The organism is Streptomyces sp. NPDC060198 (genome assembly GCF_042728415.1).
Classification (GTDB): domain Bacteria; phylum Actinomycetota; class Actinomycetes; order Streptomycetales; family Streptomycetaceae; genus Streptomyces.
Genome location: NZ_JBHWZJ010000035.1, coordinates 15,644 through 35,607, shown reverse-complemented (window position 1 = coordinate 35,607; position 19,964 = coordinate 15,644). Strand labels below are relative to the sequence as shown.

The following is a 19,964-nucleotide window of genomic DNA, read 5'->3' as shown; positions in this document are numbered from 1 at the left end:
GCCCGTACTCGCCCGTACCGTCAGCTCCGGCGCGATCAGCTCGACCTCGTCCGTACCGCGGCCGGTGAGCTTGGCCACCACCAGCTCGACCGCCCGGCGCCCCATCTCCTGAGCGGGAATGGCGACGGAGGTGAGCCGCACCGAGGCCTGCACCGCCACCTGTTCGGGGCAGACCGCGACCACCGAGACGTCCTCGGGCACGGCACGGCCCTGCTGCTGGAGGAGGTTGAGCAGCGGCTCCACGGCGGACTCGTTCTGGACGATGAACCCGGTGGTGCCCGGCCGTTCGTCGAAGATCCGGGACAGGGTCTGCGCCATCGCCGCGTAACCGCCCTCGCAGGGCCGGTGCAGCACGGTCACCCCGGTGTCGCGCGCCTTGGCCCGGATGCCGTCAATGGTGCGCTCGGCGAAGCCGGTGTGCCGTTCGTAGACCGCGGGCGCCTCGCCGATCACGGCGACCTCCCGGTGCCCGAGTCCGGCCAGGTGATCCAGACACAGCGCTCCGGTCGCCTCGAAGTCGAGGTCCACACAGGTCAGTCCGGTCACGTCGGCGGGCAACCCGATGAGTACGGCGGCCCGTTCGGTGTCCCGCAGCACGGGCAGGCGCTCGTCGTGCAGTTCCACGTCCATGAGGATCAACGCGTCGGCCAGCGAACTCCCGGCGATCCGCCGGACGGCGGCCGGACCTTCCTCACCGGTGAGGAGCAGTACGTCGTAGCCGTGCGTTCGGGCGGTGGTGGCCACCGCGATGGCGATCTCCATCATCACCGGCACGTACATGTCGGTACGCAACGGCACCATCAGAGCGATGATGTTGGATCGGCTGCTGGCGAGCGCGCGGGCCCCGGCGTTGGGGTGGTAGCCGAGCTGTTGGATGCTCAGTTCCACTCGCTCCCGGGTGGGCCCGGAGATGGACCGCTTCCCGCTGAGGACGTAGCTCACCGTGCTCGCGGAGACTCCGGCGTGCTGGGCGACCTCGGCCAGGGTGACCATGCGCTCTCCCTTACGGGTGACTGTGACAGGTGACGGGACGGCAGAACAACGATGGCAAGGGGATGGAGGTGAAGCGCTTCGAAGCAGCCATTTCCTCCCCCAACACCCCTCTGACATGCAGAGATTCAAACGAGCCTAGACGGACTCCGAGGAACTGTCCAGAGAGGCGTCGAAGCGCTTCGACGCTGCTGGAGAGAGTCAGGGACCGGGGAGTCCCGCGATGCTCCCGGACGGCTGGGGGAAGCCCGGAACCCGCACCGTCGCAGACCCCGACCCGGCCGCCGCGGCCCCGAGGAACCAGTGTTCCGGTGTCGTGCGTCCGTACGGTGCCATGGGCTGTTCCGTTCCTCGGTTCCCGGCGGGAAGACGGGGGGTTCCGGACTCGTAGTCGCCGCACGGGACCAAAAGGTTGCCACCGGTGGAGGACCGATTCACTTCGCCTTCGGCCGCCGGTTCCCCCGACAGCCCGAGCGGAACCCCGACTCGCCCTCGAAGGACGGCTGCCGGGTATCCCGCAGCAGCCTCACAGGGTCCCCGCGCAGCGGGAAATCGCTCGATCCCGGTTCGGCGGCGTCGCTACGCTGCACGGATGGACGAGGAAGCGACGTCGGTCGACGCCAGGGAGCTCTACCAGGAACTGCTGGGACACAAGGGCACGAACACCTTCGGGGCGGTGGTGGCGCCGTGGCTCGCACGCGCCGCGGGGGCCGATTACCCGGCCTGGCTGGCGAAGGCGGCGGACTCGCTCTGCCGGGAGGACTTCGACGGACCGCCCGATCTTCGCGCGGCGACGAGCTGGGAGCTGTACGCCCTCAGCCGGGTCAGCGACGCGCTGCTCCTGGCCCACCAGCCTCCTCCCGCCCCCGGGATCGAGGCGCCCTGGGCCCGCCGGTCGCGCTCGCTCGACGGATGGCCGGCGCTCGGCCTGGAGCAGTACCTCCGCCTGTTCACCGACCTGGGGCTGCGGCCGTTCGGGCCGACGGGCCCCTTCGACCCCTTCCTCCACGAAATCGTCGAGGTCGAGCAGGCCGAGGATCCGGAGGAGGCCGCCCGCGTGACCGGGACGGTCTGGCCGGGACTGTGGCTGGGGCCACTGCTGTTCAGCCGTGCCGGCGTACGCGTCCGGGCCGGCTCCCGGCACGCGGAGCGCGGAGTCGCCGACCGCTCCCCGCTCTACTGGACCTTCCTGCGCCGCCACCGGCCCACCGTCGACCTGTCGCAGGGGTGGGGCAGCAACTCCCAGTGGCGCACCGGCTTCCGCCTGGACCACCGGACGCCGACGGGCAGACGGGTCAACGCCGACGGCCGAAGGGACCTGGATGACGGCGGAGCGAACCCCGACCCCTCCGAAGCGCTGCTGACTCCCACCGAGCGGCGTCAACTGCTGTTCAATCGATGCCTGTTGCGCACACCGGAGAACGTGGCCGCACTGACTGCCGCGGACGCCTCCTGGGCGTCGGACTTCTTCCCGTTCGACTGGCGGCTGCCCTCCTCCGGACACCCCGGCAGCACGACCGGGTGACGGCGCTCCCCCGCGGCCGGTCCCGGACCCACTCGGGTTCCCACCGGGCCTCTTGCGCGGCGCCCACCGGAAGTCCGACGCGCCGTACGCGGCTCCCCGCGGCCCACGGACGAAGTCGCAGACGGACCGCGGAGCAGTCGTACGCCGACCGCCCGGTCGGTCACCGCCCCCAGCGCGGTCGTGCCGGAGGGCCGCTCACCCGGGCGCTACGCCGCGCACCCACGAGGGCTCCACCTTTGTGAAGGTTCACATGCACATGTTCGGATTCGTCGACGCTCTCTTACCTTGATCGTTTTCTCACAGTAACTAAGTACCTCATGAACATCTTCAGCCGCAGCTCAACGCCCCGACGCACAGCTGACACGGGCACGGACACGGACACGACGGTCGCGCCTGCCGCCGTGCTTCCCCATCCCGCGCTGAAGGGACTCACCGGAGAATGGATGATCGATCCGGCGCACAGCAGGATCGGATTCTCCGTGCGGCACGCCATGGTGACGACGGTGCGGGGTTCCTTCGCCGAGTACGAGAGCCTCCTCTACTTCGACGGCAGCACCCCCTCCCGCTCCCGGGCCGAGATCGCCATCGCCACCGCCAGCGTCGACACCGGCGTGGAACAGCGCGACGCGCACCTCGTCGGGCGGGAGTTCCTGGACGCCCGGAAGCACCCCCGGATGGTCTTCACCAGTTCAGCGGTGAGCCTCGTCACCCAGGACCTCTTCCGCATGACGGGAGACCTCACGATCCGGGGCACCACCAACCCGGTCGACCTGGACCTCACCTACATCGGCTTCGTCACGGACGCCTTCGGCGACGAACGGGTCGGCTTCGACGGCACCACCACCATCAACCGCACCGACTGGGGCCTCACCTACAACGCCCGCCTCGCTGAAGGCGGAGCCATGGTCAGCGAGAAGCTCCGCCTCCAGTTCGACATCGCCGCGATCCGGAAGCCGGTCGCGTAGGAGAAGCGGGAAGAACGCCGCGAGGAGGCTTGCGGAGAGACGGCACGAGGGAAGCGTCACGCGCGTGCGGTCGCGGCCGAATCCGTAACACGCACGTAGCAATGCGGGCCGTCCTGCCCCCTAGGATCACCCCAACGCTCTCCCACCTGCGGTTCTCCGCGTCGCAGGTGGTCGGCGTCCCCTCCCCCTCTCACCGACCGGACCCGGCCCCGCCCCGCCGTGTCCGCACCCCCGGAAGGCGGCCTGCATGGTCTCTCCCGTACGCGTCTGGCTCAACCGCACGTACGCGGAGAACGTGTTCTTCATGGATCAGCTGCGGCACAATCCGCACGGCCGTCCTGTCGAGATCCACGCCACGCACGCCGACCCTGACTCCCCGGTACTCGCGGCTGCCGACACCTGCGCGCCGGAGCCGGAGAACCTGTCGCCCGCCGGGTACGTCGAGTACGCACTCGACCAGTGCGCGCGGCGCGGCACGGACGTGTTCGTACCCGTCCTCCACCAGGCGGCTCTGGCCGCGCACCGCGAGGACTTCGCGGCCCTCGGGACGGCGCTGCTCGCCCCGCCCGCCGAGGCGATAGGCCTCTTCGCGAACAAGGCACTGGCCTACGAGACCGTGCGGCGGGTCGGCGTCGCGGTGCCGCCCTGGTGGCGGGTTCGCGACGAGGCGCAGCTGCTCGCGGCGGTGGACGCCATCGAGGCGCAGGGCGGCAAGGCGTGCTTCAAGCCGACCGGTGGCGAGGGCGGCGTCGGCTTCCGCATCATCACCCGGGCGCCGTTCTCCATGCTGCACCTGACCGGATTCCCGAGCCCGTACGTGCCGTTGGAGCTGGTGACGAGGGCACTGCGGCGCACCGAGCGGTCCGTCGACTGGCTCGTGATGCCGCGCCTGGAGGAGCCGGAGGTCTCCGTCGACTGCCTCACCGGCCCCGACGGAGCGGTCCGGTTGGCGGTGGGCCGGACGAAGAACGGCCGTCGGCGCGGCTTCACGCTCGACCCCGCGTGGATCGAGCCGGCCCGCCTGATCGCCCGGTCCTTCGGCCTGCACTGGCTGACGAACATCCAGTTCCGCATGCACGCGGGCGAGCCCGTCCTCATGGACGTCAACACCCGCCCCGCCGGTGGCCTGCACCAGCTCTCCGAGTGCGGCCTCAACGTGCCGTGGGCGGCCGTGCGCCTCGCACTCGGCGACGATCCCGGCGAGCTGACCCCCGACTTCCTGGGCTCCGACTACGCGGTGGTCCCGGGGCCGCGCGCACTGCGCCCGACCCTCCCGCAGCAGCGGACGCAGTCGACCCCGCTCCCACCTCTCCTCACCGCCGGCCCCGGCCCTGCTCCCGTCCCCGTAGCAGGCCTGGAGTCCGTCCTGCCGGTGGGAAGCGCACCACGGGCGGCCGAACTGCCCTGACCGGTCGCAGGCGGGCAAGCGGCCGCTGGTGGTCCCACCCGCGGGCGCGCTCAGCGTGCCGCGCCCGCCGGGGGCCGAGCGGCTGTCTCCGCGCCCGGGACGGCGGGCGGTAGTCCCGCCGCGCCGGAGCACGGACAGCCCGGGTTGCCGCCTCCGGCCGATGCGGGATGGTGAGAGGGACGGCCCACGGAGGGAGCCTGCGGCAAGTGAATGCTTCCCTCGACGACACCACGGTGCTGAACGCGCTGTTCGCGGACTCGCCGCAGGGCTTGTTCGTCTTCGACAGCGACCACACGGTCATGCGGTACAACCCCTCCGGCCTGGGGGTACGGGATCTCCCCGCCGAGGATGTGATCGGCCACCGGGTGCACGACTTCGCCCCCGGATTCGACGCCGACGCCACGGCTGCCCTGATCGACGAGGTACTCACGACCGGCGAACCCCTGCGGCGGCGCCTGGTACGGGGACGGGTGCCGTCCGCCCCCTACAGCAACCAGACCTTCCAGGTCTCCCTGTTCCCCCTCGACGGACCGGCCGGTGAACCGAGACGTGTGGTGGGCGTGGTCGAGGACGTGACCGAGTACCAGGCGGCGGCGGACAGGCTGGCCGTCCTCAGCGGCCTGCACGCTGCTCTCGGCCCGGCGCTGGAGGCACGGCCCATCGCCGACGGACTCGTGGGGGCCCTCGTGCCCGCGTTCGCCGACGCCGCGAGCGTCGACCTGCTGGACGAGGCAGGCGACCCGGGCACGGGGCTCGCCGACGTCCCGCCGCGGGACGCCCCGCTGCGCCGTGCGTCCTTCGCGCCGGCGGACACCACCAGGAGCAGGAAGGACGGCGAGAGCCGCCCGTTCCCCTTCGCCACCCCGTACGCGCAGGCCCTGGGCGACGCGCGGGCGCGTCTGGTTCCCGTCTCGCGCGACTCCTCGTGGCTGTCGGCCTCCCCCGAGGGCCTCGCTCCCCTGGTCGAAGCGGGCGTGCACTCCATGATCGTCGCCCCGCTCGTGGTCCGGGAGACCGTCCTGGGGCTGCTGACCCTCTACCGGCACCGGTCGGACCCCTTCGAGGAAGCGGACCTGGACGTGGCGCGCCAGGCGGCCTCAGCCGCCTCCGCGCACCTGGACAACGCGTACAGGTACCACCGCGAAAGCACGATCGCGACGGCGCTCCACCGCAGGCTCCAGCCGGACGCGGTCCCCGCACTCACCGCCGTGGAGACCGCCCACGTGTACCTGCCCGAGACCGCCGGGGGCGACTGGTTCGACGTCATTCCCCTGTCGGGCACCCGAGTCGCCCTGATCGTCGGCGACGTCACCGGACACGGCATCGAGGCGGCCGCGACCATGGGCCAGCTGAGAATCGCTGTGCGCACTCTCGCCCTCCAGGACCTGGAGCCGGACGAAGTGCTCACCCATCTGGACGAGGTCTGCGCCCAGCTCCCGGGCAGCGCCGCATCGAGCGGAAGCACCGCGGTCGCCACCTGCGCGATCACCGTCTACGACCCGGTCTCCAGGCGCTGCACCATGATCCGCGCCGGACATCCGGCACCGCTGGTCATCGACCCGGACGGTACCCGCCGCACGGTCGACGTCCCCGCGGGTCCGCCGCTGGGAGCGGGCGGCGGACGCGCCTACTTCGCCGCCGAGACCGAGCTTCTCCCGGGCAGCCTGATCGCCCACTTCACCAACGGTCTTCTCGACGTAGGCGGCCATGACCGCGCCGAGGCCGCGTGCAGGCTCGCGGACATGCTCGCTTCCACCACCCAGCCCCTTGCCGAACTGTGCGACACCGCCGTCTACCGGATGGCGCCGTCCCACGACGACGACGCGGTCCTCCTGCTCGCCCGCACCCGCGCGTTCCCGCCGGACCAGGTGGCGGACTGGACCCTGCCCGCCGACGCCTCCGTGGTGGCAACCGCCCGCAGGCTCGTCGACCGCCAGCTCGCCGCCTGGAAACTCGAGGACGCCGCCCACTCCGCCGAACTCGTCGTCAGCGAGCTGGTCACCAACGCGATCCTCTACGGCACCGGGCCGGTCCGGCTGCGCCTCATCCACGACCGTGGACGGCTGCTGTCCGAGGTCACCGACGCCAACAGCGCGAGCCCCCACCTCCGCCACGCCCGGGCGAGCGACGAGGGCGGCCGCGGGCTCTACATCGTGATGCGCCTCAGCACGCGCTGGGGCGTCCGCCACGGGCGCCGGAACAAGACCATCTGGTGCGAGCAGCGGCTCGACGCCCCGTCCTCCGGGACAACGGCCCCGGACATGGCGTTCGACCTGGAAGCCGTACCGGAACTGTGACCGGCTCTGGTCGGGACCGAAAGGGCGGTCCCGCAGTTCCTGGTGGATCAGGTCGCGGCGTCGGATGCGGTGCATCGCAAGGCGGAGGAGCGTTCGCACACTGGATGTAGCGGGACGTTCGGACAACGCGGCGAGGTGCCGTAGCCGTCGTCGTCGCGCACCCGCCAGGAACTGCGGGACAGCCCTTTCAGTCGGGGCGCTGCCGGTCGTTCTCGGTCCCGGGCCCGACCTTCCACCCGTCATCCCTCGTCCGGCCGGGAGAAATCGCTCGACCTGGGTCACGCCCCGATCCGGAAAACAGATAAGACCCCAGATGAACTGGGGTCTTATCGTTGGCTGGTGTCCGAGGGGGGACTTGAACCCCCACGCCCGATAAAGGGCACTAGCACCTCAAGCTAGCGCGTCTGCCATTCCGCCACCCGGACAAGGTGTCTGTCGTTCGCGGTGTTCCCCGCTCCGACAAAGAGAACAATACCAGGGGTTTGGGCCCCCGATCACCCCTGTTTCCCGTGGTCAGTGCGGTGCCGGGTGCCGCGGGGGCCGATTTCCGGACCACGGGACACGCGTGCGCACGGTGTGTCACCGGACGCGCACCCGAGGTCGCGCGGGCTACCTTCGCGGTCATGAACGTCCGGTACCACCTGCACCCTTTCGCTCTCTCGGACCTGCGCGAGCACCTGCGGGACACCTTCTGGTTCGCTCCGGCCGCGGGGCTCCTGGGCGCTTTCCTCCTCTGGTGGGGAGTCTCGACGCTGGATTCGGCGATCGTCACGCATCTGAGGGTCGACAAGGCCTACCGGGAGCTGGGCGATCTGGCCTCCTTCGCCAACGACGCGCGTACGGTCGTCACCACCGTCAGCGCCGCGATGATGACCTTCATCGGTGTCGTCTTCAGCATCTCGCTGGTGGCCGTGCAGATGGCGAGCGGGCAGCTGACGCCCCGCATCGTCCGGATCTTCGTGCGGAGCCGGATCACCAAGCTCACCCTGACGGTGTTCCTGGCGACCTTCGTGTTCTCCCTCCTGGTCCTGACCTCGTACGAGAGCGAGACGGAGGTCCCGCGTCTGACCTCCGTTCCGGTCCTGCAGAGCCTGCTGACCCTGGCCATGGTCGCCCTGAGCCTCCTGCTCTTCATCACGTACGTGTCATCCACGCTGCGGCTGCTCCAGGTGGGTCCGGTCGTCGACCGGATCGCCCGTGACTCGCTGCGCGCGCTGGAACGGCAGCCGCGCGAGGAGGAGCGGGAGGAGGCCGCCGGCACTCCGGGCGCGCCGCCGCCGCTGCCGCCGGAGACCGGGAGGGTGCGGTACGGGGGCCGGGCGGGGGTGCTGCGGGACGTGGACGCGGCGAGGATCGTGCGGGTGGCACGGCGGCACGGGGTGGTTCTGCGACTGCTTCCCCGCATGGGGGACTTCCTGGTGCCCGGCATGCCCTTGCTGGTGGTGCACGGCGGCGGAACCGCCCCCGGGTCCGTACCCGGTGACGCCGTGTCCGTGGGTGTCGAGCGCACGCTGCGCCGCGATGCGTCGTTCGGCCTGCGGCAGCTCACGGACATCGCGCTGCACGCCCTGTCCGCCGCCGTGAACGACCCGACCACCGCGGTGCAGTGCCTGGATCGGACCGTGCAGTTCCTGGCGGCCCTGGCAGACCGGCCGCTCGGTACGGTGCGCCACCGCGACCACCGGGGCGAGGTGCGGCTCGTGGTGGAGACACCGGACTGGGACGACCTCGTGGATCTGGCGTTCGAGGAGGTCAGGCGGTGCGTTCCGGAGGCGGGACCGCAGGTCACCAGGCGGCTGCTGGCCGGCCTGGACGACCTGTTGGCGGCCGTACCGGCCAAGCGCACGGCGGCGCTGCGCAGACATCGCGCGCTCCTGGTCCTGGCGGTGGCGCGGACGTCGCTGGAGCACGCCGAGCGGACGTTCGCGCTGATCCCGGACCGGAAGGGAATCGGCTGAACGGCCGGTCCCCGTCCCCTCGCGGGCCGGGGCTCCGTGCCCTGGACCGCGGCCCCGGGTCAGCCCCTCTCGCGCTCGTGGTACGTCCGGCGGGTGTGCTCCGTGTGCGCCCGCATGATCTCCGTGGCGCGCTGCTCGTCGTGGGTCGCGATGGCGGCGATCAGCTCACGGTGCTCGGTCCAGGACTGCTTCCCCCGTCGGCGGGCCACCGGTGTGTAGTACCAGCGGACCCGACGCCCGACCTGGGCGGCGAGGGCCGACAGCACCACGTTCTTGGCCAGTTCCATGACCTTGGCGTGGAACTCGGCGTTCAGCGCGACCGCGAGATCGACGTCGTCCTCGGCGACCGCCGCCTCGCCCCGGTCGCAGAGCTCCTCCAGCGCCGCCACACCGTCCGCGTCCGCGTGGGCGGCGGCCAGCCGCCCGGCCTCGGCCTCCAGCAGGGTGCGGACCGAGAGCAGTTGGTCGGCCTCCTCCTCGGTCGGCTCGTGCACGAAGGCGCCCTGGGCGGGGCGCAGGTCGACCCATCCCTCGGTGTTGAGCCGCTGGAGCGCCTCGCGCACCGGCTGCCGGGACACGCCGAGTTGGCCGGCCAGTTCGCTCTCCACCAGGTGCTGACCGGGCCGGAGGGCGCGGATGGTGATGAGTTCGAGCAGCGCCTCGTACACGCGTTCGCGCAACGGGCCCGGTCGTTCCAGTTTCGGCACGGCCCCCTGCGGCAGTCCTGCAAACAACATCGCGCTCCCCCTCCGGGCGGCGAGTAATTGCTTATCGTCTACAGTCTACCGATCAAGATCCGCAGGACCATATCCGTCTCATGAACAGCGGCGGCACCTGGGACGACGGACGCCTCACGGGCAGCGGATGACCTGGCCGGCGTAGGAGAGGTTGCCACCGAAACCGAAGAGCAGGACGGGCGCGCCGCTCTCGATCTCGCCCCGCTCCACCAGCTTGGAGAGGGCCATGGGGATGGACGCCGCGGAGGTGTTCCCGGAGTCCACCACGTCCCGGGCGATGATTGCGTTGACCGCGCCGATCTTGCGGGCCACCGGTTCGATGATCCTGAGGTTCGCCTGGTGCAGCACGACCGCCGCCAGGTCCTCGGGGGCGATCCCCGCCTTCTCGCACACGCTGCGCGCGATGGGCGGCAGCTGCGTGGTGGCCCAGCGGTAGACGGACTGGCCCTCCTGGGCGAAGCGTGGCGGCGTTCCCTCGATCCGCACGGCGTTGCCCATCTCCGGCACCGAGCCCCACAGCACCGGACCGATGCCCGGTGTGCCGCTGTCCTCCGGCTCCGCCACGACCACGGCGGCGCCCGCCCCGTCGCCGACCAGGACGCAGGTGCTGCGGTCGGTCCAGTCGGCGATGTCGCCCATCTTGTCGGCGCCGATGACCAGTGCGCGGGTTGCCGCACCGGCGCGGATCGCGTGGTCGGCGGTGGCGAGTGCGTGGGTGAAGCCCGAGCAGACCACGTTGATGTCCATCACCGCCGGGGAGCCCATGCCCAGCCGTGCGGCGACCCGCGCCGACATGCTGGGCGAGCGGTCGATGGCCGTGGACGTCGCGACGAGGACGAGGTCGATCTCGGAGGCCTGGAGTCCCGCCGCCGCGAGCGCCTTGGCGGCGGCGTGCGCGGCCAGCTCGTCCACCGGTTCGTCCGGGCCCCCCACATGACGGGTTCTGATGCCGACGCGGCTGGTGATCCACTCGTCGCTGGTGTCGACCATGGCGGCAAGATCGTCGTTGGTCAGCACCTTCGCGGGCTGGTAGTGGCCGAGCGCCACGACACGTGAGCCGGTCATGTACGGGTTCCCCTCGCTACGTATGGCAGGAACCATCCAGTGTTGGTCGCTACTGTCCGGTACGGGGGCACGTGATCCGACAGGAATACGGACCGCGGGTTGGAGCCTTAGGGCTGTCCCGCGATTCCTGGCGGGTGCGCGACGACGGCCACGGCACCTCGCCGCAATGTCGGAACGTCCCGCTACATCCAGAATGCGGACGCCCCTCCGCCTTGCGATGCACCGCATCCGACACCGCGCACTGATCCACCACGAATCGCGGGACAACCCTTTGGCTGCAGGCGTGTGGCTGCAGGCGTGCTCCGGACGGGCGGCGTTCCGCCGTTTCGCTCCCGCAGGCCCGGCGGCCCGTCAGGTTCCGTTCCGTACCCCGGCATGACGGCCACCGGCCACCAGCCACCGGCCACCAGCTAAGACTGCGGGAACGGGGACCCTGCGGCTCCCGGGGCGTGTAGCGGACAATGAGATCGTGAAGCTGACCGGGGCCGCGCGAGGGCCCGGGAAGGGCGGAGGCCTCCGCCGCAAGGGCGCCGAGGCCTCCTTACGTACAGGAATCGGGTCTGAACCATGGGACGGGTCACCGAGCGACGCCGCACTCTCCGCATCCGGGACGGGGCGGTGTCGAGCCGCGCCGACACGCTCGTCGCCGAGGAGCCGCTGGAGATCCGCCTCAACGGCAAGCCGCTCGCCATCACGATGCGCACTCCGGGCGACGATTTCGCACTGGCGGCCGGGTTCCTGGTCAGCGAGGGCGTCATCGGCGCCGGGTCCGAGGTCCGGTCGATCGTCTACTGCGCGGGGGCGACGGCGGACGGCGTCAACACGTACAACGTGGTGGACGTGCAGCTGGCACCGGGCGTCGTGGTTCCCGACATCACCCTCGAACGCAATGTGTACACGACGTCCTCGTGCGGGCTCTGCGGCAAGGCCAGTCTCGACGCGGTACGGACGACGACCCGGTATCCGGTGGCCGACGAGCCTCCGGTACAGGTGACGCCCGAGCTGCTCTCGGCCCTGCCCGACCGGCTGCGCGCGGCGCAACGGGTCTTCGACCGGACCGGCGGGCTGCACGCGGCGGCCCTCTTCTCCGAGGAGGGCGAGCTCGTGGACGTCCGGGAGGACGTCGGCCGGCACAACGCGGTCGACAAGCTGGTCGGGCGGGCCCTGACGGACGACCGGCTGCCGCTGTCGCGGTCGGTCCTGCTGGTGTCGGGGCGGGCCTCGTTCGAGCTCGCGCAGAAGGCGGTGATGGCCGGGATTCCGTTCCTGGCCGCGGTGTCGGCGCCCTCGTCGCTCGCCGTCGACCTGGCGGCCGAGAGCGGACTGACCCTGGTCGGTTTCCTGCGGGGGCCGTCGATGAACGTGTACGCGGGTGAGCACCGCGTCGCGCTGAGGGCCCCGGTCACCGGAGGCTGAGGCCGTCCTGCCCGCGGTCCCGTCCCGCCGTACGGGACGGGCGGTACGGCGGGCCGGGACCACGTGGACGGGCGAAGGGCGGGCCCCGTTCTGCGGGGTCGCCCTCCGCTCCCGCCCTCCGTCAGCTCGCGGTGGCCGCCGCACCCTCGACGGCTGCCCCGGACGCGGGCCCCGAGGCCGCCTCCGGCTCCTCCGGGTCGCGGGAGCGGCGCTTCGCGATGACCGCGCAGACCATCAGCTGCATCTGGTGGAAGAGCATCAGCGGCAGGACCGCGAGGCTCGCGTGCGCGCCGAACAGGACGCTGGCCATCGGCAGCCCGGAGGCCAGGCTCTTCTTCGATCCGGCGAACTGGATGGCGATCCGGTCGGCGCGGTCGAAGCCGAGCCGCTTCGCTCCCTGCCAGGTGATCAGGAGCATGACGGCCAGCAGGACAGCCTCGGCGGCCAGCAGCGCGACGAGCCGCAGCGGGGTCACCTGGTGCCATATGCCGGCGACCATGCCCTCGCTGAACGCGGTGTAGACGACGAGCAGGATGGAACCCCGGTCGACATAGCCCAGGATCTTCTTGTGGCGTCCGAGGAAGCCGCTGGTCCAGCGGCGCAGGAGCTGTCCCACCAGGAAGGGGACGAGCAGCTGCAGGACGATCTTCACCAGGGAGTCGGTGGAGAAGCCACCGGCGGAGCCGCCGAGCAGCAGGGCGGCGAGCAGCGGAGTGATCACGATCCCGGCGATGCTCGAGAACGAGCCCGCGCAGATCGCGGCAGGAACGTTCCCGCGCGCGATCGAGGTGAAGGCGATCGACGACTGGATGGTGGACGGCACCAGGCAGAGGAAGAGAAACCCGGACTGGAGCTGCGGGCTCAGCACGAAGGGAACGAGGCCCTTGCTCGCGAGTCCCAGCAGCGGGAAGACCACGAAGGTGGAACACAGCACGGTCAGGTGGAGCCGCCAGTGGCGCAGACCGTCCATCGCTTCGGCCGTGGAGAGGCGGGTGCCGTAGAGGAAGAAGAGGAACGCGACCGCACCGGTGGAGGTGTGGCCCGCCACGTCGGCGGCGGTGCCCGACGCCGGGAGCAGCGCGGCGACCACGACAGTCCCGATGAGCGCCAGGATGTACGGGTCGACGGGCAGCCAGGACGGCAGTCTCAGGGTGCGGGGGCTCATGTGCTCCACGTTCGTCTCACGGTCGAATGTATACAGTCGCCATTCTGCTACCGACCGGCCCCATCGGGAAACCCGCATACCGAACTCACTGTGATCACGGATCGCGATAACCTGACCTCATGTACGACCCCGCACAGCTCCGCACCTTCCTGGCCGTCGCCCAGACCCTGAGCTTCACCCAGGCCGCGCGGCGGCTCGGAGTCCGGCAGTCCACGGTGAGCCAGCACGTCCGGCGGCTGGAGGAGGCCACGGGCCGGCAGCTGTTCACGCGGGACACGCACCGGGTGGACCTCACGGAGGACGGTGAGGCGATGCTCGGTTTCGCCGGAACGATCCTGCGGGCGCACGAACGGGCCTCGGCCTTCTTCGCCGGGACCCGGCTACGCGGAAGGCTGCGCTTCGGCGCTTCGGAGGACTTCGTACTGACCCGGCTCCCGGAGATCCTGGAGGGGTTCCGCAAGGAGCACCCGGAGGTCGAGCTGGAGCTGACGGTGGAGCTGTCCGGCTCGCTCCACCAGTCGCTCGACGCGGGCCGGCTGGACCTGGTGCTGGCCAAGCGCCGGGCCGGGGACACCCACGGGGAGCTGGTGGGACGGGACGCCCTGACCTGGATCGGGGCGCCGCAGCTGCGGATCGACCCGGAACGGCCGTTGCCGCTGATCGTCTTCCCGCCACCCGGCATCACCCGGGCCCGTGCCCTGGAAGTGCTGGAACGGCACGGCCGGTCCTGGCGACTGGCGTGCACGAGCACCAGCCTGAGCGGGCTCGTCGCGGCGGCCCGCGCCGGACTGGGCGTGATGGCGCACACCCGGGGGCTCATCCCGCCGGGGCTGGTGCAGGTACCGGCCCGGGCCGGACTGCCGGACCTCGGCGACGTCGACTTCGTCCTGCTGCACGGCCATCGCCGGGGCGGCTCGCCCGAGGCGGCGGACGCCTTGGCCGCCGCGATCCTGGCGGGCGGGGACCGGTTGCACCGGGGCTTCGGCGGGCCGGGGGACACCCCGGACCGGGAGGAGCAGGGCGCCACGCCCGTCTCCTGATCTGCCGATCCGCAGTCCGCTCGGCTACGGCGGTCCGGGTGGGTCCGGCGGGCCCGGGCGGGTGCCGGTCGCATGGCGAGTGGGTGACCGGCACCGGAGCGATCGAAGAGCCAGCCGCTCCGGTGCCGCTCCGACCGCTCCGACATCGGAGGTCCCACCGAAAGACCGCCTGCCGGCCAGGCCGCCGTGCGCCGACCGCACGGATCGGCGCGCAGCCGTCCCGGAGCCCTCGGCCGGGGACGCACGGGCCTCCCACCTGTACAGATTCTGTGCAGAAAGGGCGGCACGTGCTTACTCCAGGGTCAGAAGTGCGCCCGAGCCTTGCCCATCTGGCCGGATTTCGACGCATGCCCGGCGCTCGACGCCTGGGCGGGCGGGCCTTTTCCCCTCCCAAGCCCCCTCTCGTTGGGGTAGCGTCGCGGCGCTGTGCGGAGCGCCGTAAGGAGCAGGTCATTGCGCGAGTTCACCGTCCCACCCATGGCAGCCGCACGACGTCCGGTCGGGGGCCTTGCCGACACCGTCTTCGAACAGGCACACGATGATCCGCAACGGGTGTCGTTCGGCCGGAAGGACGCGGACGGGCAGTGGCAGGACGTCACTGCCGAGACCTTCCGCGACGAGGTGCTGGCCCTCGCGCGGGGGCTCGTGGCGCACGGCATCCGGTTCGGCGACCGGGTCGCCCTGATGTCCCGCACGCGCTACGAATGGACGCTCTTCGACTTCGCCCTGTGGACGCTGGGCGCCCAGTCGGTACCCGTCTATCCCACGTCCTCGGCCGAACAGGTCCTGTGGATGCTGCACGACGCCGAGGTCGCCGCGATCATGGTGGAGCACGAGGACCACGCCATGACGGTGGGCTCGGTGATCGACCGGCTGCCCCGGTTGAAGCGGCTCTGGCAGCTCGACGGCGACGCGGTCGCCGAGCTGATGGAGGCAGGGGCCCGGATCGACGACGAGGTGGTGCACCGTCACCGGCGTGCGGTGACCCCCGACTCCGTGGCCACCGTCGTGTACACCTCGGGGACGACGGGCCGCCCCAAGGGCTGTCTGATCACCCATGCGAACCTGATGTTCGAGGCCGACACCATGGCCCAGCGCTGGGAACCGGTCTTCCGTTCCAGACCGGGCGACGAGCCGTCCACCCTGCTTTTCCTACCGCTCGCCCACGTCTTCGGGCGCATGGTGGAGGTCGCTTCCCTGCGCAACCGTGTGACCCTCGCCCATCAGCCCGAGCTCTCGGCCGGCGCCCTCATGCCGGACCTGGAGTCGTTCCGTCCGACGTTCGTCCTGGCCGTCCCCTACATATTCGAGAAGCTCTTCCACGGTGCCCGCCGCCGGGCCGAGGCGGAGGGGCGGATCGGCCCGTTCGACAAGGCCGCGGAAGTCGCCGTCCGGTACGCGGAGGCGATGGAACAGCGGACCTTCGGCACGGGCCCCGGCCCGTCACCGGGTCTGCGCGTGCAGCACCAGTTCTTCGACAAGGTCGTCTACAAGAGGTTCCGGGACGCCATGGGGGGCCGGCTACGCCACGCGATGTCCGGCGGCTCGGGCATGGAACGGCGGCTGGGGCTGTTCTTCGCGGGCGCGGGCATCGAGATCTACGAGGGATACGGCCTCACCGAGACCACCGCCGCGGCGACCGGCAACCCTCCCGGCCGCGTCAGGTACGGAACCGTCGGCCAGCCCATCCCGGGCACCACCGTGCACATAGCCGAGGACAACGAAGTGTGGGTGCACGGAGGCCAGGTGTTCGCGGGCTACCTGGGCAACCCGGAGGCGACGGCCGCCGTGGTGCACGACGGCTGGCTCGCCACGGGCGACCTCGGGGCGCTGGACGAGGACGGTTACCTGACGATCACCGGGCGGAAGAAGGAGATCCTGGTGACCTCGGGCGGCAAGAGCGTCTCCCCCGCCGGCCTGGAAGAGCGGGTACGGGCACATCCGCTCGTCGCCCAGTGCATCGTGGTCGGTAACGACCGCCCCTACATCGCGGCCCTGGTGACACTGGACCAGGAGGCCGTGGACCACTGGCTCGCGATGCAGGGACGGGGTCCTCTGCCACCGGCCGAACTCGTCCGGGACCCGGACCTGGAAATGGAGGTACGGCGCGCGGTGGTGGCGGCCAACACCGCCGTCTCGCAGGCGGAGTCGATCCGTACGTTCCGCATCCTGGCCCACCGGTTCAGCGAGGAGCGTGGCCTGCTCACGCCGTCGCTGAAGCTGAGGCGGAAGGCGATCGAGACCGCGTACTCGGTCGAGGTGGACGCGCTCTACGGCTGAGCGCGGTCCGGGCCGCCGCCGGACCGGGCGGCCCGCGCGGGAAGCGGGCACGGGAAGGGGCGGGGGAGAGGATTACGGAGGGCGGTCCCCGGGAACCGGTCGAGGGACCCACGGCTGTTCCCGCTGTTCCTCTCGGGACCGCCCGTTCCTGTCGGACGGCCATCGGGGCGAATCCGGGAATGGATCGGTCGCCCCGGTCGTTGCGGCAGGTGTCATTACCATCGACGTTAGGATCGACCGCTCGTGAGCAAGGTCCCCTCCCTCAGCCTCAACAACGGCGTCGACATGCCGCAGCTCGGTTTCGGTGTCTGGCAGGTGCCGGACGACGAGGCGGAGCGCGCTGTCGCCACGGCGATCGAAGCCGGATACCGCAGCATCGACACCGCCGCGATCTACGGGAACGAGTCGGGCACGGGCAAGGCCATCGCCGCCTCCGGTGTGGCGCGCGACGAGCTCTTCGTCACCACGAAGCTGTGGAACGACGACCAGGGCTACGACGCCACGCTGAAGGGCTTCGACGCCTCCTTGGACAAGCTGGGCCTGGACTACGTCGACCTGTACCTGATCCACTGGCCGACGCCCGAGAAGGACCGCTACGTCGACACGTACCGGGCCTTCGAGAAGCTCCTCGCCGACGGCCGCACGAAGGCGATCGGCGTCTCGAACTTCCTGCCGGAGCACATCGAGCGGCTCGTCGCCGAGACCTCGGTGGTCCCCGTGATCAACCAGATCGAGCTCCACCCGCAGCTCCAGCAGGCCGAGTCCCGCGCCACGCACGCCAAGCACTCCATCGCCACCGAGGCGTGGTCCCCGCTCGGCTCGGGCCGGGGTCTCCTTGAGGTTCCGACCGTCGTCGCGGTGGCCCAGAAGCACGGCCGTACGCCGGCCCAGGTGGTTCTGCGCTGGCACCTCCAGCTCGGCAATGTCGTGATCCCCAAGTCCGTGACGCCGTCGCGGATCGCCGAGAACATCGACGTGTTCGACTTCGAGCTGGACGCGGACGACCTGGCCGCCTTCGCCGCACTCGACGAGGGCAAGCGCCTCGGCCCGAACCCGGCAGAGTTCAACTGACCCCTCTCGGACACGCCGCCTCCGACGCGCGTGTCCGGCTCGACGGCGTCCCACCACAGCCGCGGTGGGACGCCGTCGGCGTGTCCGCCCCGCTCGACGCTCCGTAGAGGGTGTCCCGCAGCCCTTACCCGGCGCCGTGGGCCGGCGCTGCGGCGGTCACCCGGGCGGCCAGTGCGAGGTCCTTGGCCGTGACGGCGCCGCCCGCGTCATGGGTGTGCACGGCGAGGGAGACAGTGTTGTACCCGAGGGTCAGATCCGAGTGATGGTTCAGTTCGTCCTGGATCCGGGCGATGTGCAGGGTGAACGCGGCGGCGGCGAAGTGGGACGGAAGCCGGTAGGCACGGGTCAGCCGGTCCCCCTCGTACTCCCAGCCGGGCAGTTCGCCCAGCCCTTCCTCGATCTCGGCCGGCGTCAGCGGTTCGGTGGGCATGCGTGGCTCCTTCACGGACGGTACGGATTTCGAGGACGGTGGTCCGGGACGGCGGGCACCGTACCGGGGGCGTCCGGCGACTGCGGTCATGATCCGCCGGACGTCCCCCGAACGTCCCGCCCGACACGGCTCAAGCGCCACCGGTGGCGGCCCACGCCCGGGCGCCCCTCGCCGCCGGGACCGCCGCGAGCGTCACCGCCACGAGGAGGACGGCGGCGAGCAGCAGCGGGAGTCTCGGCTGCCCGTGCAGGACGGCCAGTGCGCCGCCGAGCGCGCCCAGGAACATCGCGGCGACGGACAGCGCCCGGCGCCCCGCCCGGCTGCCCGCCCCGCCGGCCGGCCGGCTGTCGGCGGCCGTGCCGGTGATCGTGAGCGTCAGCACGGTCGTGGTGAGATCCGGCACGGCGAGTGCCCTGGAGGCCGCGTTCTGGGTACCGAGGCCGAGGGCGAGCAGTACGACGAGCGTGAACCGCACACCGCCCACGTACGGGGTACCGGAAGCCAGGGTGACGACGAAGGCGGCCACCACGCACACGGTCTCGGCGAGCAGGGCGTACAGGAGCAGTCGGCCCCGGTGCCCGGCCGCGCGGGTGCGGTGGGCGATCAGCCCCCCGGCGAAGGCCCCCGCCACGAAGGCGGCGAGGGCCACCAGGGAGGCGGCGAGCGAGAACCCGGGGGCCCCCGCGAGGGCGAACCCGGTGAACACGACGTTGCCGGTCATGTTGGCGACGAAGACCCGCCCCAGTTCCAGATAGCTGACCGCGTCCACCAGGCCGGTGACGACGGTCAGGACGAGCATCATGGGCGGCAGAGGGCCGTGGCGGCCCGCCGGATCCGGGACCAGGGTGGCCCATGCCTCGCGCAGCAGGGTCGGCATCGGTGCGCTCCGATCAGTGGGGGCGTCGGATTGTCCCGTCCTTCGCGTTCGTGGCGCCATCACCGACACGCTGCCGCTCGGCCGGCTCGCCTCCTCGGACGCGGATTCGCTGTCCCTCCCCGCTGATTCGCGCTAGGTTGCGCCGATGCCTGCTCGACCGACCCCATGGCTCACCGCGATTCCCCTGGTGACACCACGGCTCTCCCTGGAACCGCTCCGCGTGGAGCACGCCCACGAGGCGGTGTCCGTGTTCGGCGATGTCCGGCTTCACACCTGGACCGGTGGGACGCCCGACTCACTCGCGCAGCTCGAAGCGCGGTACGCGCGCCAGTCGGCGGGCCGGTCGCCGGACGGCTCGCAGGGGTGGCTGAACTGGATGCTGCGCAGGACGTCGGACGGGGTGCTGATCGGCACGGTCCAGGCCACGTTGTACCGGCGGCCCGCCGCCGGGCACTCGACCGAGGCGTCGGTCGAGGCCTCGGTCGCCTGGGTGATCGGCGTCGGCCATCAGGGCGCGGGATACGGGCGCGAGGGGGCGCTCGCCATGGCCTCCTGGCTGCGCGCGCGGGGCGTGGGCGAGCTGGTCGCGTACATCCGCCCCGGGCACGACGCGTCGACGGGCATCGCGCGGGCACTCGGGCTGCGGGCGTCCGGGGTGGTGGAGGACGGCGAGGTCCGGTGGAGCGGCTCGGGGACGTAGGGATCCCCGTACGGACGCCCGCGCCGGAGGACCCGTGCCG

At 71.4% G+C, this 19,964-nt stretch carries 16 protein-coding genes and 1 tRNA gene; 10 read left to right on the top strand and 7 right to left on the bottom strand.

The annotated features are described in order from the left end of the window. Positions 1–993: LacI family DNA-binding transcriptional regulator (locus tag ACFWEP_RS07890; protein ID WP_387367281.1), on the bottom strand; the 993-nt coding region annotated here is incomplete at its 3' end. A gap of 589 nt (positions 994–1,582) precedes the next feature. Here ACFWEP_RS07890 and ACFWEP_RS07885 point away from each other — a divergent pair. The 4 genes from ACFWEP_RS07885 (at position 1,583) to ACFWEP_RS07870 (ending at position 7,185) form a co-directional block, all read left to right on the top strand. Beyond that, a complete protein-coding gene (locus tag ACFWEP_RS07885; RefSeq protein WP_387367278.1) occupies positions 1,583–2,515 on the top strand; it encodes a hypothetical protein in 933 nt (310 codons plus the stop codon). Between the two features lie 317 nt (positions 2,516–2,832). Next, positions 2,833–3,480 carry a YceI family protein gene (locus ACFWEP_RS07880; RefSeq protein ID WP_387367275.1) on the top strand — a complete coding sequence of 216 codons (648 nt, stop codon included), beginning with the start codon at positions 2,833–2,835 and terminating at the stop codon, positions 3,478–3,480. Between the two features lie 247 nt (positions 3,481–3,727). Then, complete coding sequence (locus ACFWEP_RS07875; protein WP_387367272.1) at positions 3,728–4,888, top strand: ATP-grasp domain-containing protein; 1,161 nt, start codon at positions 3,728–3,730, stop codon at positions 4,886–4,888. Positions 4,889–5,094: 206 nt separating this feature from the next. Continuing rightward, positions 5,095–7,185, top strand: a complete 2,091-nt coding sequence (locus ACFWEP_RS07870) for a SpoIIE family protein phosphatase (protein WP_387367269.1) — start codon at positions 5,095–5,097, stop codon at positions 7,183–7,185. 337 nt (positions 7,186–7,522) lie between these two features. On the opposite strand, the gene ACFWEP_RS07865 is transcribed toward ACFWEP_RS07870, so the two are convergent. Further along, positions 7,523–7,610: transfer RNA gene (locus ACFWEP_RS07865), tRNA-Leu, on the bottom strand. A 198-nt stretch (positions 7,611–7,808) separates the two neighbouring features. Here ACFWEP_RS07865 and ACFWEP_RS07860 point away from each other — a divergent pair. Continuing rightward, positions 7,809–9,143, top strand: a complete 1,335-nt coding sequence (locus ACFWEP_RS07860; protein WP_387367266.1) for a DUF2254 domain-containing protein — start codon at positions 7,809–7,811, stop codon at positions 9,141–9,143. A 59-nt stretch (positions 9,144–9,202) separates the two neighbouring features. Here the strand turns inward: ACFWEP_RS07860 and ACFWEP_RS07855 are convergent, their stop codons facing one another. Both ACFWEP_RS07855 and ACFWEP_RS07850 read right to left on the bottom strand, forming a co-directional pair. Continuing rightward, positions 9,203–9,880: a GntR family transcriptional regulator gene (locus tag ACFWEP_RS07855; protein WP_387367263.1), complete on the bottom strand. Its 678-nt coding sequence runs from the start codon at positions 9,878–9,880 to the stop codon at positions 9,203–9,205. Positions 9,881–9,994: 114 nt separating this feature from the next. Beyond that, positions 9,995–10,945 carry a beta-ketoacyl-ACP synthase III gene (locus ACFWEP_RS07850; RefSeq protein ID WP_387367260.1) on the bottom strand — a complete coding sequence of 317 codons (951 nt, stop codon included), beginning with the start codon at positions 10,943–10,945 and terminating at the stop codon, positions 9,995–9,997. 567 nt (positions 10,946–11,512) lie between these two features. Here ACFWEP_RS07850 and fdhD point away from each other — a divergent pair. After that, positions 11,513–12,361, top strand: coding sequence for a formate dehydrogenase accessory sulfurtransferase FdhD (gene fdhD / locus ACFWEP_RS07845; protein WP_387367257.1), 849 nt, complete (start codon positions 11,513–11,515; stop codon positions 12,359–12,361). A 121-nt stretch (positions 12,362–12,482) separates the two neighbouring features. On the opposite strand, the gene ACFWEP_RS07840 is transcribed toward fdhD, so the two are convergent. After that, a complete protein-coding gene (locus tag ACFWEP_RS07840; RefSeq protein WP_387367254.1) occupies positions 12,483–13,526 on the bottom strand; it encodes a bile acid:sodium symporter family protein in 1,044 nt (347 codons plus the stop codon). A 119-nt stretch (positions 13,527–13,645) separates the two neighbouring features. Between ACFWEP_RS07840 and ACFWEP_RS07835 the strand changes: the two genes are divergently transcribed. From ACFWEP_RS07835 to ACFWEP_RS07825, 3 genes are all read left to right on the top strand, one after another. Continuing rightward, positions 13,646–14,566, top strand: coding sequence for a LysR substrate-binding domain-containing protein (locus tag ACFWEP_RS07835; protein ID WP_387367251.1), 921 nt, complete (start codon positions 13,646–13,648; stop codon positions 14,564–14,566). A 477-nt stretch (positions 14,567–15,043) separates the two neighbouring features. Then, complete coding sequence (locus ACFWEP_RS07830; protein ID WP_387367248.1) at positions 15,044–16,846, top strand: AMP-dependent synthetase/ligase; 1,803 nt, start codon at positions 15,044–15,046, stop codon at positions 16,844–16,846. Between the two features lie 243 nt (positions 16,847–17,089). After that, entirely contained in the window at positions 17,090–17,917 is an 828-nt protein-coding gene (locus ACFWEP_RS07825; protein WP_387367245.1) for an aldo/keto reductase, read from the top strand. Between the two features lie 124 nt (positions 17,918–18,041). Here the strand turns inward: ACFWEP_RS07825 and ACFWEP_RS07820 are convergent, their stop codons facing one another. Beyond that, on the bottom strand, positions 18,042–18,347 hold the full coding sequence (locus tag ACFWEP_RS07820) for a 4a-hydroxytetrahydrobiopterin dehydratase (protein ID WP_387367242.1): 306 nt from the start codon (positions 18,345–18,347) through the stop codon (positions 18,042–18,044). A gap of 130 nt (positions 18,348–18,477) precedes the next feature. Then, the gene (locus ACFWEP_RS07815; RefSeq protein ID WP_387367239.1) at positions 18,478–19,224 is read right to left on the bottom strand and encodes a YoaK family protein; all 747 of its coding nucleotides are present in this window, start codon (positions 19,222–19,224) and stop codon (positions 18,478–18,480) included. A 145-nt stretch (positions 19,225–19,369) separates the two neighbouring features. Here ACFWEP_RS07815 and ACFWEP_RS07810 point away from each other — a divergent pair, with 145 nt between their 5' ends. Beyond that, positions 19,370–19,924 carry a GNAT family N-acetyltransferase gene (locus ACFWEP_RS07810; protein ID WP_387367236.1) on the top strand — a complete coding sequence of 185 codons (555 nt, stop codon included), beginning with the start codon at positions 19,370–19,372 and terminating at the stop codon, positions 19,922–19,924. Positions 19,925–19,964 lie beyond the last annotated feature (40 nt).

Coding starts and splice junctions, on each gene's coding strand:
- ACFWEP_RS07830 (WP_387367248.1), top strand. CDS start 15,044: ATGGCAGCCGCACGACGTCCGGTCGGGGGCCTTGCCGACACCGTCTTC.
- ACFWEP_RS07840 (WP_387367254.1), bottom strand. CDS start 13,526: ATGAGCCCCCGCACCCTGAGACTGCCGTCCTGGCTGCCCGTCGACCCG.
- ACFWEP_RS07820 (WP_387367242.1), bottom strand. CDS start 18,347: ATGCCCACCGAACCGCTGACGCCGGCCGAGATCGAGGAAGGGCTGGGC.
- ACFWEP_RS07855 (WP_387367263.1), bottom strand. CDS start 9,880: ATGTTGTTTGCAGGACTGCCGCAGGGGGCCGTGCCGAAACTGGAACGA.
- ACFWEP_RS07835 (WP_387367251.1), top strand. CDS start 13,646: ATGTACGACCCCGCACAGCTCCGCACCTTCCTGGCCGTCGCCCAGACC.
- fdhD (WP_387367257.1), top strand. CDS start 11,513: ATGGGACGGGTCACCGAGCGACGCCGCACTCTCCGCATCCGGGACGGG.
- ACFWEP_RS07860 (WP_387367266.1), top strand. CDS start 7,809: ATGAACGTCCGGTACCACCTGCACCCTTTCGCTCTCTCGGACCTGCGC.
- ACFWEP_RS07885 (WP_387367278.1), top strand. CDS start 1,583: ATGGACGAGGAAGCGACGTCGGTCGACGCCAGGGAGCTCTACCAGGAA.
- ACFWEP_RS07880 (WP_387367275.1), top strand. CDS start 2,833: ATGAACATCTTCAGCCGCAGCTCAACGCCCCGACGCACAGCTGACACG.
- ACFWEP_RS07815 (WP_387367239.1), bottom strand. CDS start 19,224: ATGCCGACCCTGCTGCGCGAGGCATGGGCCACCCTGGTCCCGGATCCG.
- ACFWEP_RS07850 (WP_387367260.1), bottom strand. CDS start 10,945: ATGACCGGCTCACGTGTCGTGGCGCTCGGCCACTACCAGCCCGCGAAG.
- ACFWEP_RS07810 (WP_387367236.1), top strand. CDS start 19,370: ATGCCTGCTCGACCGACCCCATGGCTCACCGCGATTCCCCTGGTGACA.
- ACFWEP_RS07875 (WP_387367272.1), top strand. CDS start 3,728: ATGGTCTCTCCCGTACGCGTCTGGCTCAACCGCACGTACGCGGAGAAC.